The 14,132-nt window shown below is 68.7% G+C and carries 11 protein-coding genes; 3 read left to right on the top strand and 8 right to left on the bottom strand.

The window, feature by feature from the left end; all coding sequences use genetic code 11:
* Window positions 1-275 precede the first annotated feature (275 nt).
* The gene (gene parA / locus ABL312_RS08970; protein WP_349361037.1) at window positions 276-923 is read left to right on the top strand and encodes a ParA family partition ATPase; all 648 of its coding nucleotides are present in this window, start codon (window positions 276-278) and stop codon (window positions 921-923) included.
* A 51-nt stretch (window positions 924-974) separates the two neighbouring features.
* On the opposite strand, the gene aat is transcribed toward parA, so the two are convergent.
* The 6 genes from aat to ABL312_RS08940 form a co-directional block, all read right to left on the bottom strand.
* Window positions 975-1,658, bottom strand: a complete 684-nt coding sequence (gene aat, locus ABL312_RS08965) for a leucyl/phenylalanyl-tRNA--protein transferase (RefSeq protein ID WP_349361035.1) — start codon at window positions 1,656-1,658, stop codon at window positions 975-977.
* A 53-nt stretch (window positions 1,659-1,711) separates the two neighbouring features.
* Window positions 1,712-3,061, bottom strand: coding sequence for an acetyl-CoA carboxylase biotin carboxylase subunit (gene accC, locus ABL312_RS08960; RefSeq protein WP_349361034.1), 1,350 nt, complete (start codon window positions 3,059-3,061; stop codon window positions 1,712-1,714).
* Window positions 3,062-3,075: 14 nt separating this feature from the next.
* Window positions 3,076-3,531, bottom strand: coding sequence for an acetyl-CoA carboxylase biotin carboxyl carrier protein (gene accB / locus ABL312_RS08955; protein ID WP_349361033.1), 456 nt, complete (start codon window positions 3,529-3,531; stop codon window positions 3,076-3,078).
* A 36-nt stretch (window positions 3,532-3,567) separates the two neighbouring features.
* Window positions 3,568-4,008, bottom strand: a complete 441-nt coding sequence (gene aroQ, locus ABL312_RS08950; RefSeq protein ID WP_349361032.1) for a type II 3-dehydroquinate dehydratase — start codon at window positions 4,006-4,008, stop codon at window positions 3,568-3,570.
* Window positions 4,009-4,193: 185 nt separating this feature from the next.
* The gene (locus ABL312_RS08945) at window positions 4,194-4,952 is read right to left on the bottom strand and encodes a DsbA family protein (protein WP_349361031.1); all 759 of its coding nucleotides are present in this window, start codon (window positions 4,950-4,952) and stop codon (window positions 4,194-4,196) included.
* A gap of 125 nt (window positions 4,953-5,077) precedes the next feature.
* The gene (locus tag ABL312_RS08940) at window positions 5,078-6,415 is read right to left on the bottom strand and encodes a M48 family metalloprotease (RefSeq protein WP_349361030.1); all 1,338 of its coding nucleotides are present in this window, start codon (window positions 6,413-6,415) and stop codon (window positions 5,078-5,080) included.
* Window positions 6,416-7,060: 645 nt separating this feature from the next.
* Between ABL312_RS08940 and ABL312_RS08935 the strand changes: the two genes are divergently transcribed.
* Entirely contained in the window at window positions 7,061-8,221 is a 1,161-nt protein-coding gene (locus ABL312_RS08935; protein WP_349361029.1) for an aminotransferase class I/II-fold pyridoxal phosphate-dependent enzyme, read from the top strand.
* A gap of 31 nt (window positions 8,222-8,252) precedes the next feature.
* Here ABL312_RS08935 and ABL312_RS08930 read toward each other — a convergent pair whose 3' ends face one another.
* Both ABL312_RS08930 and ABL312_RS08925 read right to left on the bottom strand, forming a co-directional pair.
* Complete coding sequence (locus tag ABL312_RS08930) at window positions 8,253-8,582, bottom strand: YnfA family protein (protein WP_349361028.1); 330 nt, start codon at window positions 8,580-8,582, stop codon at window positions 8,253-8,255.
* 331 nt (window positions 8,583-8,913) lie between these two features.
* Window positions 8,914-11,652 (bottom strand): Rne/Rng family ribonuclease, encoded by a 2,739-nt coding sequence (locus ABL312_RS08925; RefSeq protein WP_349361027.1) that lies wholly within the window; start codon window positions 11,650-11,652, stop codon window positions 8,914-8,916.
* An 828-nt stretch (window positions 11,653-12,480) separates the two neighbouring features.
* On the opposite strand from ABL312_RS08925, the gene ABL312_RS08920 reads away from it, so the two are divergent.
* Window positions 12,481-13,827 (top strand): N-acetylmuramoyl-L-alanine amidase, encoded by a 1,347-nt coding sequence (locus ABL312_RS08920; RefSeq protein WP_349361026.1) that lies wholly within the window; start codon window positions 12,481-12,483, stop codon window positions 13,825-13,827.
* Window positions 13,828-14,132: the final 305 nt, after the last annotated feature.

The following is a 14,132-nucleotide window of genomic DNA, read 5'->3' as shown; positions in this document are numbered from 1 at the left end:
CTTGATCGGATGAGGCGGGCGCGGGCCCGGATCCCGCGTCGGTGCTTCGCGTCGGTCGGGGCGCGCCCGCGGAAGGGCCGTGGGAGCGTGTCGACGCGACGACCTCGACCGGCGGGTGGACCGCATCTCCTTGTAGGCAAGTTCGCGTCCCCGGTCCAGAACCGGACACCGGCCCGGCGTCTTGTCGCGCTGCGGGCGACAAGCCTTGCGAAAGGGGCATTGTCATTGACTTGGTGCGGTGCAAAAATTCCGGTGACATCGGGAAGGAACATGACATGAGCGGTCGAATCGTCTCCGTAGCCCAGCAAAAGGGCGGCTCCGGCAAGACCACGCTCGCGGCCCATCTGGCGGTCGCGCTCGCGCGCGCCGGGGACTTCCCCGTGGCGCTGGTCGATGTGGATCCGCAAGGCTCTCTCGGCACCTGGTTCGAAACCCGGGAGGAACTGCTTGGCGAGGGCGGGACGGGGCTGACCTTTCGCACCTCCAGCGGCTGGGGCGCCCGGCGCGAGGCGCGCGCGCTGGCGCGCGACCATGGCGCGGTGATCGTCGACACGCCGCCCAAGACCGATTCCGACGTGCGCCCGGCCATCGAGGCGGCGGCGCTGGTGGTGATCCCGGTTCAGCCGACGCCCGTCGACATCTGGGCCACCGGGCAGACGGTGGAGATCGCCCGGCGCGAGGGGACGCCGTCGCTCGTCGTGCTCAACCGCGTGCCGCCGCGCGCCGCGCTGACCGGCGACATGCTCAAGGCGATCGCCGAAAGCGACTTCCGCACGGCCCAAGCGCGGCTTGGCAACCGCACCGCCTTCGCCGCGTCGATGGGCGAGGGGCGCACCGTTCTGGAGAGCGATCCGCGCGGCAAGGGGGCTGCGGAGGCGCAGGCGCTCGCCGACGAGATCGCGGCGTTGCTCGATATGGGCTGAGGGGCGGGCTGAGTGAGGGCGGTCTGAAGGGTCGCCACTGGTCCTCGGGCGTCACGCGCCGCGCGCGTCCACCGCGTCGAGGACCGACAGGACCGTCTCGCCCGAGGCCGTTTCCGGCAGGGCGTGAAACTCGGCGTGGCGTTGCAGGGCCGCCTCGAGCATGCGGTTGTAGCGCGCCTTGGGCACTTCGCAGGTGCCGAACTGCGCCAGGTGGCCGGTCACGAATTGCGTGTCGAGCAGGGAGTAGGTGCCGGCGATCAGCCGCGCCGCCAGGTGCACGAGCGCGACCTTCGAGGCATCGCGCTCGCGCGAGAACATGCTCTCGCCGAAGAAGGCCGCCCCGAGCGACACGCCGTAAAGGCCGCCGACCAGCTGTCCGTCGCGCCATGCCTCGACGGTGTGGCAGAAGCCCATGTCGAAGAGCGCCCCGTAGAGACGGCGGATTTCGCTGTTGATCCAGGTCTTCTGCCGGCCCGGCTGCGGTTCCGCGCAAGCGTCGATGACGCCCTGGAAATCGCAGTCGACGCGCACCTCGAAGACATCCTGGCGAATCGTCCGCCGCAGGCGTTTGGGAACATGGACGTCGGCCAGCGGAAGGATGCCGCGATGCTCGGGCTCGATCCAGAACAGGTTCGGATCGTCCGCCGACTCCGCCATGGGAAAGATCCCGCAGGCGTAGGCCTTGAGCAACACCTGCGGGGTAATGACGAGCGGGTCGGACGTGGTCGCGGCCATTGCGGCCTCCCGGCACGGCGACGGTCGAACGATGAGGGGCGTCGATGCGCCCCCTAGTCGTCCGACTGGGTCGCCAGATATTTCTCCAGCCAGTGGATATCGTACATCCCGTTGGCGATGTCCTGATTGTCCACGAGATCGCGGAACAGGGGAATGGTGCTGTCGATCCCGTCGACCACGAACTCGTCGAGGCAGCGACGCAGGCGCATCATGCATTCGACGCGGTTGCGCCCGTGAACGATCAGCTTGCCGATCAGACTGTCATAGTGCGGCGGGATCCGATAGCCCTGATACACCGCCGAATCGACGCGCACCCCGAGACCGCCCGGCGGGTGGTAATAGGTGATGCGACCCGGCGAGGGGGCGAAGGTCCGCGGATTTTCCGCGTTGATGCGGCACTCGATGGCGTGACCCTCGAAGGTCACGTCGTCCTGCGTGATCTGCAGAGCCGCGCCGGAGGCGATGCGGATCTGTTCGTTGACCAGATCGATGCCGGTGATCATCTCTGTCACCGGATGCTCCACCTGCAGCCGGGTGTTCATCTCGATGAAATAGAATCGGCCATCCTCATAGAGGAACTCCACCGTGCCGACGCCGCGATACTTCAGCTTGCGCATGGCGTTGGCGACGATCTCGCCGATCTCCTTGCGGCTCCCGGCATTGAGCGCGGGGGAAGGGGCTTCCTCCCACACCTTCTGGTGCCGGCGCTGCAGGGAGCAGTCGCGTTCGCCCAGATGGATGGCGTTGCCCTGGCCGTCGCCGAGCACCTGGATCTCGATGTGCCGCGGCTTGGCGAGATACTTTTCCATGTAGAGCGCATCGTCGCCGAAGGCGGCCTTGGCCTCGGAGCGGGCGGTGGAGAGTGCGGTATCGAGCTCGTCCGCGCTGCGGGCGACCTTCATGCCACGCCCGCCGCCGCCGGAGGCCGCCTTGACCAGAACCGGATAGCCGATCTCGCGGGCAATGGCATGGGCGTCGTCGTCCGGCGTCACCGCGCCGTCGGAGCCGGGCACCACGGGAATGCCGAGATCGCGGGCGGTCTGTTTCGCCGCGATCTTGTCGCCCATGATGCGGATGTGCTCGGCGGTCGGGCCGATGAAGCCGATCTTGTGCTCGTCGAGAATGTCCGCGAAACGGGCGTTCTCCGACAGGAAGCCGTAGCCGGGATGCACCGCGTCCGCGCCGGTGATCTCGCAGGCGGCGAGCAACTGGGGGATGTTGAGATAGCTGTCGCGGGCGGCCGGAGGGCCCACGCACACGCTTTCGTCGGCGAGGCGCACGTGCATCGCATCGGCATCGGCGGTGGAGTGAACCGCCACCGTCTGGATGCCGAGCTCCTTGCAGGCGCGCAGGACGCGCAGCGCGATCTCGCCGCGATTCGCGATCAGGATCTTGGAAAACACCGGGGCCGCCTCCGTCACTCGAGGATAACGAGGGGCTCGCCGAATTCCACCGGCTGGCCGTCCTCGACGAGGACCGCCGCCACCCGGCCCGCACGCGGCGACGGGATCTGGTTCATGGTTTTCATCGCCTCGACGATCATCAGCGTGTCGCCGACCGCGACCGTGTCGCCGACCTCGACGAAGGGCCGCGCGCCGGGCTCGGGCGAGCGATAGGCGGTGCCCACCATCGGCGAGGGGACTTCGCCGGGATGCGCCTCGGCCTCGGCCGACGTGGCCGCCGGCGCGGCGGCGGGGGCCGCGGGGGCTGCCGGCGCGGCGGTGGTGACCGGAGCCTCGATCGTCATCTGACGGGCGACGCGCACGCGGAAGTCGTCGCGTTCCAGTTCGATTTCCGTCAGGTTCGTCTCGTCGAGCAGCAGGGCAAGCTGGCGGATGAGGTCCTGATCGAGTGTGTTCTTCTTGTTCGACATGGCTTTCTTGCGTTCGTTTGAGGGGGCGGGCCGGCGTCAGGGTCTAATCACGGTGGACAGCGCTTCTAGGCCGAGCCGGTAACCGGTCGCACCGAAGCCGCATATCACACCAAGCGCGACCGGCGATACATACGAATGATGGCGGAATTCCTCGCGCGCGAAGACATTCGACAAATGCACTTCAACGGTGGGGATTTCCGCCGCGCGGATGGCGTCGTGGATCGCCACCGACGTGTGAGTGAAGGCGGCGGGGTTGAGCAGCAGCCCCTGCGCGAGGTCGCCGGCCTCCTGGATCCAGTCCACCAGCACGCCTTCGTGATTGGTCTGGCGGAAGTCGATTTCCAGATCGAGATCCTCGCCCACGCCCCGGCACAGGCGCTCGATATCGCCGAGCGTGGTGGTCCCGTAGGTGTCGGGCTCGCGGGTGCCGAGCCGGTTGAGATTGGGGCCGTTGAGGACGAAGACAGAGGCGGACATGCACTCCCCGCATGGACGGCGCGGCACGACCGGTCGCGCCGCGCGATATGTCGCCCCTTATAGGCATTCCGCCGGTTCAGGGGAAGGGCCGTTGCGGGAGCGGGGTGCCGCGACCGCGGCCAGGGCCCCGGAACGGGGCATCCCCAGCGTCGCAGACGGCCATGCGGGAAACGGCCCGGCGGCGATCAGCAGGTGGTCTCGCCGCAATCGCGCGTCGTGTCGATCTGGGTCTTGAGCCGGTCGAAGCCGACCGCCCCCATCAGCACCTCGTCGCCGATCACATAGGCGGGCGTGCCGTTGAGGCCGAGCCGGCGGGCCAGCATGTAGACCTCCTCGATGGTCGCGTTGACTTCCGGTTCGCCGATGGCCGCTTCCACCTTGGCCACGTCGAGCCCGACGTCCTTGGCCGCGGCGAGCGCGCTGGCGAGGTTCGCCTGGCCGCGCGTGTTCATCAAGGCCTTGTGGAAATCGAGATAGGCGTCGGGTGCCACATGGCTGACGGCGACCGCGACCTGCGCGGCCTCCACCGAGCCCTGTCCGAGCACGGGAAACTCCTTGAGCACCACGCGCAGCTCCGGATCCTGCTCCATCAGCTTGAGCATGTCGGCCATGGCGCGCTTGCAGTAGCCGCAGTTGTAATCGAAGAACTCGACCATGGTGACGTCGCCGTCGGGATTGCCGAGCTCGACCTGACGCGTGGAATTCAGCAGAACCTCGGAGATCTGGTCGAGCTGCTCGGTGCGGGCGCGGTTGGCCGCCTCGACCTCGCGCCGCTCCAGTTCCTCCAGCGCCTCGCGGATCACATCCGGGTTGTCGATCAGATATTCGCGCACGATGGTCTCGACGTCGCCGCGCGTCAGCGCGTCGTCCGCCTGCGCCGGGCCGGTCGCGGGGATCAGAAGGAGGGCGGTCACCGTCAGCGCGGCCGCAAGCAATCTCGTCATGTGGGTCTCCAGGTGGCGGACCGCGATCGGCCGCGCTCAGCTATACGATGGGCGTCGGTGGGCTTCAGGCGGCCACCGACCTTGCGTGAAATGGCGCTCGCCGCCACCTCGGCCGTGCCGGCGGATCAGCGCTGGCCCGGCACATCCGGCGGCCTGTAGGATACGATATCATCCGCCTGCAGCCATGCGGGGGTGCCGCGCTTCAATTTTTCTTGTGCGCGGGCCGCGTAGCGTTTCGCGGCCCGGAAATCGCCCCGTGCCATCAGACCGCGCGCGGTGGACAAATCCGCCTCGGCGGTCTTGCCCTGGCGGCCCTGTGCGATGGCAAGCTGCGCATAGCCGATATGCGAGTTCGGGTCCATCTGCAGGCCGAGCTTCAGCACGCGTTCCGCCTCGGGCAGAAGCTCGGGCTGGTTGGAGGCCACCAGCGCGAAGCCGAGCCAGATCTGGAACTGGCCTTCGCGCGGCTTCAGCGCCACCGCCTGCCGGAAGGGCGCGATGGCGGAGCGGGGGCTGCCCGATTCCAAGAGCGCCTGGCCCTTCAGCTCGTGGAAATAGGGATTGTTCGGCTGCCGCCGGATCAGCGCGTCAATGGCGTCGACGGCCTCGCGCCGCCCGCTGGAGCGCATGGTCGCCACGGCGCGTGCATATTCGGCCGGCAGCGAGCGGTCGGAGCGCGGATAGGCGCGCGCCACGACGTTCGGGTGGCTGGTGAAGGCGAGCAGCTTGGCGCGCACCATGTCGTGGCGGGCCTGCAGCGCGGGCGGCGCGGGCCGGTCGAAATAGGGGCTCTGGCGGGCCTTGGTCTCCAGCGCCACCAGGCGCTCGCGCGGCATCGGGTGCGAGATCGAATAGGGATCGGTGTATTGCGCGGAAAACAGGTTCTGGTCGGCGAAGCGGCTGAAGGTCTTGAGCATGCCCTTGGCCGACTGGCCGGTCTTTTCCAGGAAGGTCAGCGCGGCCCGGTCGGCGTTGGTCTCCTCGCCGCGACGGTAGGCGAGCAGGGAGCGCTGCGCCAGCCCCGTGCCGGCGGTGAGCGCGCCGGCGCCGCCGCCCGCCGAGCCGGCGGCCGCCGCGCCCGCGCCGAGCAGCACGCCGACGGCGGCCATGATCTGGGCGTTCGCCAGCGCCTGGCGCAGGCGGACAAGGTGATTCCCCTTGATGTGCCCGGTCTCATGGGCCAGCACGCCGATTACTTCGCCCGGCGTTTCGGCTTCCAGAATGACGCCGATGTTGATGAAGATGCGGCGGGCATCGGCGACGAAGGCGTTGAAGTCCTTCTTGTTGATCAGGATGATGTCGACCTGCGAGCGGGCGATGCCGGCGGCGTCGAAGATCGGCGCGGCATAGTCGCGCAGCAGGGCTTCCGTTTCCGCGTCGCGCACCAGCGGAATGCCGCGCTGCGCGGCGGCCGGCTGCACCGTGGCGGTGGCGGCGATCGTCGCGGCGGCGGCGACGGCCATCCCCTTGCGCAGGCCTCTTTTCAGGCTGCTGCGAAGGCCCGTGCCCAAGACCGTCACACGGCCCTGTCGCACGCGCTGCGGGGCGGGGGGCGGTCCGGTCCGCGACTCGGGGCGGGGCATCGGGGGGAAACGGTCTCGCATGCAAGCCCTCTGCTGGTTCGCTCGGTTGCCGGGTCGCGGATCGTCAGGCCACGGCGTGCTCTGTTACGTTACGTCCTGCCGTCCGGGGAGCAGGTCCGGCCGGACGCAAGCCCCTCGATGCTGCTTCGGTCCGTCGTGGTCTGGCCCGTATCACGTCGACCCGGCCCATTCCGGCCCTTGTCACCGTGGCCTGGCCGTGAGCCGCAATCGCCGGTTCCGAAGCGCGGTCGGCCTGACAATCGCTCGGCACGCGGAACCGGCCGGATCGCGGGGGCATCGCCGCGCGCCCCCGTGCGCGTCGCGCCGGCACTCGACAGACCCGCGCGGGAAGGGTAGGGACCAACCCGGATGCGGTCAATCCTGCGGCCCGCCCCACGCCCTTCCCATAGACGGTGCAATTGCGGCGTCACATGGGCAGGGCGGGACGGGGCCGCGGAACCGGGCCGGTCGCCCGGCCGGCACGGTACATCGCATCCGACAGGGTCAGGCACGAAAGGATATCCCATGCCCCATCCGTCCAAGCGCTCCGAGGTCGCTCCGTTTCGCGCCATGGACGTTCTGGCGCGCGCCAACCGGCTCGAGGCCGAGGGACGGGATATCCTGCATATGGAAGTCGGGCAGCCCGGGGCGAACGCGCCGCGCGCGGCGATGGAGGCGGCGCAGGCCGCCCTGGCGCGGGGCCGGCTCGGCTACACGGAAGCGCGCGGCCTGCCGCCGCTGCGCCACGCGATCAGCGATCACTACCGCGCGACCTATGGCGTCGAGGTGCCGGAAACGCGCATCCTCGCAACGACCGGCTCGTCGGCGGGCTTCAATCTCGCCTTTCTCGCGGCCTTCGATCCCGGAGACCGCATCGCCATCGCCGCGCCCGGCTATCCGGCCTATCGCAACATCCTCAAGGCGCTCGGCATCGAGGCGGTGGAGATCGAGGTCGGGGCGGAGACCCGCTGGGCGCTGACGCCGGAACTGGTCGAGGCGGCGCATCGCGAGGCGCCGCTCACCGGCGTGCTGGTTGCCTCGCCGAACAATCCCACCGGCACGATGATGGCGCCGGACGCCCTGAAGGCGCTGATCGCGACCTGCGACGACATGGGCCTGTGGTTTATCTCCGACGAGATCTATCACGGCCTTGTCTTCCAGGGAGAGCAGCAGACGGCGCTGGCCTTCTCCGACAAGGCGATCGTGCTCAACAGCTTCTCCAAATACTACTGCATGACCGGCTGGCGCATCGGCTGGATGGTTCTGCCGGAAAGCCTGGTGCGGCCCGTGGAACGCCTCGCCCAGAGCCTCTACATCTCGCCGCCCGAACTCTCGCAGATCGCGGCGACGGCGGCCTTCGGCGCCACGGAGGAACTGGAGGCGATCAAGGCCGGTTATGCGGCGAACCGCAAGCTGCTGCTGGAGCGGCTGCCGGGGCTCGGCTTCACCGAGATGCTCCCCGTGGACGGCGCGTTCTACTGCTACGCGAGCGTGCGGCCCTTCTCCAACGACAGCGCCGATTTCGCCGCGCGCATGCTGGAGGAGGCGGGCATCGCCGCCACGCCGGGGCCGGACTTCGACCCCGTCAACGGCCATGCCTACATCCGCTTCTCCTTCGCCGGGGACCATGCGGTCATCCGCGCGGCAATGGACCGGCTGGCCGACTGGCTGCCGAAACAGGGGTGAGGGCAGGAGCGCGGTCAGGGGCGACCGCCGGTCAGCCGGCCGCGCGCGGTGCGGCGATGATCACGGCGGCGCCGACGAGGCACAGGAGCGCGCCGGCGACATCCCAACGGTCCGGCGCGACGCCCTCCACCGCCCACAGCCACACGAGCGAACTCGCGATATAGACCCCGCCATAGGCGGCATAGGTCCGCCCGGCGGCGGCGCTGTCGACCAGCGTCAGCAGATAGGCGAAGAGGGCCAGCGACGCCAGGCCGGGAAGCAGCCACCAGACCGGCTTGTCGAGACGCAGCCAGGCCCAGAAGGCGAAACACCCCGCGATTTCGGCAAGGGCCGCGCCCAGATAGGCGGCGATGGTCGGCATGTCGGTTTTCCTCCAGCTTGCCCTCAGGCCATGCAGCCCTGCGCTTTGCAGTTGTGTCGCGGTGGCGTTGCGCCGGCCTCGGTGACCTCCTGGCCCGGCCCGCGACGCCAAGGCGCTCAGGGCCGGTCGACGCAGGCGATGCCACGCGGCAACCCATTCGCACCCGAAAATCCTCGACCCGCAAAACTCTGGGCTTCAGACGGCAAAACGGCCCGCGAGATGTGTCGCGGGCCGTTTGCGTCAATCGTGCGATGGGCCTTGCAGCCGTGCCGGGCCCGGTCACGCGTGCCGGTCAGCGACGCCGCCCGGCAAGCCGGTCCGCCAGCGCCTTTCAGAAGAAGCTGCGCCGCTGCCACCAGCCCGAGCGCTTGGGCTCGGGATCGTCCTCGGTGCGCGTGTCGCCTTCCTCGGTGACGGTCTCGCGCACCACGACCGGCTCGGCCGGCGCCTCGGGCGCGGTGTCGGACGTTTCCGGCTCGGGCGTTTCGACGCTCTCCGGCTCGGTCGGGGCCGCCTCGGCGGTCTCATCCGGTGTTTCGGCCGCGCTTTCGACGTTGCCAGACCCTTCGGCCTCTTCGGCCTGATGGGGGACCTGTTCGGCGCGCGGGGTATCCGCGACCTCGGCCGCCGGCTCTTCCGCCGTCACGTCCCCGGACGGCGCCTCATGGAAAGATGTCTCGGCGGCGGCCGGGTCCCCGGCGGATGCGTCCTCAGACGCAGGTTCATCCTTAGACGCAGGTTCCTGCGACGCCGTGGCGGGGGCTTCGGTCTCCGGCGTCCGGGTTTCGGGCGCCTCGTGTTCCGCGCTTGCGCTCACTTCCGGCGCGCCGGTGCCTGCGTCGCCTTCGCCTCGCTGATCCGGCGTGTCATCCCCGGCGTTGTCGGTGCCAGTATCGCCTTCGCCCTGCGCATCGGCATTGGCCGTGTCGCCGTTGCCCTCGCCGTCGCGGCGGCTGCGGCGTCCGCCCCGGCGTCCGCGCCGGCGCTTGCGCCTGGACTTCTCGTCCTCGCTCTCGCCATCGGCATCCGCATCGCCGTCGCGGGCCTCGGCCCCGGTCTCGTCGTCCTCCTGGGAGGTCGTTGCGTTCTCCTCCGCCTCGTCGCCGGCGGCGTGGTGTTCGTCGCCCGGCTTCTTGCGGCGGCGGCGGCGGCGGCGCTTGTTGCGGTTGCCGGCGTCCTCCTCGTCCGAGGTCTCGCTGCGGCGGTCGTCCGCGCGCTCTTCGGAGCGTTCGTTGGGCTCCGGCGCGTCCTCGCCGACGATCAGCGGCGTCACGGAAGAGGGCTGCACGAGCGGCAGGCCGTCCTCGTCCCGGGCGATGGGCTCGCCCTTTTCCAGGGTGTAATGCTGGCCGTTGGCCATTTCGCCGGCCTGCACGTCGATCTCCAGCCCGAAGCGGGCCTCGAGGTCCGACAGATGCGCGCGCTTCTGGTTGAGGATATAGAGCGCGGCGTCCGTGGTGGTGCGCACGATGAGATTGTGCGTCGCGCCCTTGAGCAGCTGATCCTCCAGCGAGCGCAGCACATGCAGCGCCACCGACTCCACCGAGCGGATCATGCCCGTGCCGTGGCAATGCGGGCAGGGCGTCATGGAGCTTTCCAGAACGCCGGTGCGGATGCGCTGGCGCGACATCTCCAGCAGGCCGAAGTGCGAGATCCGCCCGACCTGGATGCGGGCCCGGTCGTTCTTCAGGCAGTCCTTGAGCTTGCGTTCGACGGCGCGGTTGTTCTTGTTCTCCTCCATGTCGATGAAATCGATCACGATGAGACCCGCGAGATCGCGCAGGCGCAGCTGGCGCGCGACCTCTTCCGCCGCTTCCAGATTGGTCTGGACGGCCGTGTCCTCGATGTTGTGCTCGCGCGTCGACTTGCCCGAGTTCACGTCGATGGCCACCAGCGCTTCCGTCTGGTTGATGACGATGTAGCCGCCGGACTTCAGCGTCACCTGCGGCGAGAACATCGCGTCGAGCTGCGATTCCACCATGAAGCGCGAGAAGACGGGCGTCGCGTCCTTGTAGGGCTGGACGTTCTTGGCATGGCTCGGCATGAGCATGCGCATGAAGTCCTTGGCCTCGCGATAGCCCTCGTCGCCGGCGACAAGGACCTGGTCGATATCCTTGTTGTAGAGGTCGCGGATCGAGCGCTTGATCAGCGAGCCCTCCTCATAGACGAGATAGGGCGCGGAGGATTGCAGCGTGAGGTCGCGCACATTCTCCCAAAGCCGCATCAGATACTCGAAGTCGCGCTTGATCTCCGCCTTGGTGCGGCTGGCGCCGGCGGTGCGCAGGATCACGCCCATGCCCTGCGGCACTTCCAGTTCCGAGGCGATCTTCTTCAGCCGCTTGCGGTCGGTCGGATTGGTGATCTTGCGCGAGATGCCGCCGCCGCGCGCGGTGTTCGGCATCAACACCGAGTAGCGGCCGGCAAGCGACAGATAGGTGGTCAGCGCGGCGCCCTTGTTGCCGCGTTCCTCCTTGACGACCTGCACCAGCAGGATCTGCCGACGCTTGATCACCTCCTGGATCTTGTACTGCTTGCGCTGGCGGCGGGCGCGCTGCGGCACCTCTTCCAGCGCGTCCTCGGCGCCGACGGATTCCACATCCGTGTCGCCGTTGTCGGAGTCGCCATTGTCCGCGTCGCCGTTGCCGTCGGCATCGCCGCTGGCTTCGCCGCTCTCCTCGGAGGCGACCGACGCGTCCTCGGTCTCGGCCTTGGCGGCCCTGCCGCGGCGGCGCTTGGGCTTCGCCGGCTTTTCGGCGGCCTCGTCGCTGTCGTTGCTGCGGGCCTCCGCCTCTTCCTCTTCGAGCAGGGCCTGACGGTCGGCGACCGGGATCTGGTAGTAGTCGGGATGGATCTCGCCGAAGGCGAGGAAGCCGTGCCTGTTGCCGCCGTAATCGACGAAGGCCGCCTGAAGCGAGGGTTCGACCCGGGTTACCTTCGCCAGATAAATGTTGCCGCGAAGCTGTTTGCGGTTGGCGGCCTCGAAATCAAATTCTTCGACCCTGTTGCCACGCACGACGACAACCCGGGTTTCCTCCGGGTGCGCGGCGTCGATGAGCATCTTGTTTGCCATTGATGGGGATCTCCACGACCGTCGCGGCGAAGCTGCGCACTCGGCGCGCCCGCATGAGCGAGTGAGCGGTCGTTCTGTTCTTGCCTTGGAATAGGAGGGCGAGCGCACGTCGCGCGGCGATCAGCGCGGAACGGGAAGCGCCTGCCACGGCGACCTCCAGTCCGGGTCGGATCGTCTTCGCGCATCTGGTCATGGCCGCGCCCAATTGATCATGTTGTCGGTTGCCGGACTGTGAGGACCGACCGAGATTGCATGCGTCGTCTTCCGCGTCGGCGATCGTGCCGCCGGCCGGAAACCGTGAACGGGATGTCCGGATGGTTCGGGCCGCTGCGTGCGTCCGTGCGAAGCCGTCATGCCGTCGCGGGATTGTAAAGGCCGCGTGGCTGCCGTTCACCTGCGAACGCTTGCGCGAACCGGCCTCCCGGTCGGGCGCCGTCGCCAATCGATCTTTCGCGGATGACGCAAGGACAGTTGGCGGAACCGGACGCCGTTAGCGGGCACCGTGACGCCCCGGCTCGAATCGCATTCGAGATCGGGACCCGTTCACTTCCTTTTACGGTCGCGGGAAGGGGATGGCAAGTACGCTCGCGAGATGAACACCGCAACGCGGCTCGCCGATTGCGCGAAAGCGGTTATTGTCAATGAAAGGTTAACTTGCCTATGAGTTAAGTGAGGCGGGGCCGATCGGACGCAACGTGGCGCGCGATGCGCGGCGACCGGGCGCGGTCGTCGAGGCGCGCGGATTTCCTTGTGCGGTCGGGCTTGTGCGGGCGGGGCAGCGGGCAGGGCGGCAGGGCAACGACAGGCGAAGGCTGGATACGGGTGATCATGGTTCGGCACGCATCAGCGAGGGCAGGCAAGACCGGCGGGACCGGCCGGGCGATCGCGGCACTTCTGGCGCTTGCGATCTCGGCGATCGCGCCGCAGTCCTTCGGGAGTGGCTGGGTCCAGGCGGCGCAGGCGGAAAACACGCATGACGTGCCGGTGGCGCGCGACGCGCGGCTGGCCGGCGACGAGGCGCGCACCCGCTTCATCGTCGATCTCTCCGCGCCGGTGGAATTCGCCGTGCGGACCCTGTCCGATCCCTATCGCATCGTCGTTGACCTGCCGGAAGTGCGCTTCGATCTGGAGCCGGCCGCGACGCGCGAGGGCATCGGTCTGATCTCGGACTGGCGTCACGGTCTGTTCGCCGCCGGCAAGTCGCGGATCGTTCTCGACGCCGCCGCGCCGGTCGCGGTCGACAAGGCCTTCGTTCTGCCGCCGGTGTCGGAGCAGCCGGCGCGGCTCGTTCTCGACGTGGTGAAGACCACGCGCGCGGCCTTTCTGGAGACGGCCGCGGAGCAGGCGCGCGCCGCCGCCGCGCCGTCGCAGCGCGGCGCCAAGGGCGATCTCCGGACGGCGAGCGGCAACGGGCGGCCGATCATCGTGCTCGATCCGGGGCACGGCGGCATCGACACCGGGGCGGTCGGCTCGGGCGGCACGCTGGAAAAGGCCGTCGTCCTGGACTTCTCGAGCCTGCTTCACCGCAAGCTGGTCGAAACCGGGCGTTACACCGTGCATATGACGCGCGAGGAGGACATCTTCATCCCGCTGCGCGAGCGGGTTGAGATCGCGCGCGGACACCAGGCCGATCTGCTCGTCTCGATCCACGCCGATTCGGTGCGCATCGGGCGTAACGAGGTGCGCGGGGCCGGCGTCTACACCCTGTCGGAAAAGGCCAGCGATGCGGTCGCCGCCGCGCTCGCCGAACGCGAGAACCGCTCCGACGTGATCGCCGGCATCGATCTCGCCGACGAGGCGGACGACGTCACCGACATTCTGGTCGACCTCGCGCGCATGGAGACCAAGAAGTTCTCCTTCCTGTTCGCGCGCACGCTGGTCGACGAGTTGCGGGGCTCCGCGCAACTGGTGAAAAACCCGCATCGATCCGCCGGATTCCGGGTGCTGACGGCGCATGACGTGCCGTCCGCGCTGGTGGAGCTCGGCTATCTGTCGAATCGGCTGGACGAGAAGCTGATGACGACGAGCGAGTGGCGCGAGCGCATGTCCGACGCCATCATCGTCGCGATCGACCGCTATTTCGCGCGGCGCAGCGGATCCTCCGCCGCCTTGCTGTCGCAAACGGCGGAAGCACCGAAGGAGACGCTTGCGCCGTCCGCGGCGCCGGGGCAATAACGCGCGGGCGCCAGCTGCGCCTCAGCATCGCCATATTGGTCGCCGAGACAGGACGCAACGGCGACCGGAAAATCGCGCGTGCATCGTCCGTCTCGCGGTCGGTCCGCGTCGCGAGAGCGGGTTTGCGGGGACGGATTTCGCAGCGGCCGGCGCCGCGTCGCGGTCCGGTGGTTTGGCGGCTCCGCATCGCAACCGCCCCGGCGGTGCGCCTGGGTCCTTTCGAGAGACTCAGGGCGAGAGACTTTGGGCGAGAGCCTCAGGGCGAGAGCCGAGGGAATGCGACCGCCGTGCACGCGGGTTTTCGG

This window comes from Stappia sp. (genome assembly GCF_040110915.1).
Taxonomy (GTDB): domain Bacteria; phylum Pseudomonadota; class Alphaproteobacteria; order Rhizobiales; family Stappiaceae; genus Stappia.
The sequence above is the reverse complement of the archived record's forward strand: the minus strand, read 5'-3'. Positions and strand labels throughout refer to the sequence as shown.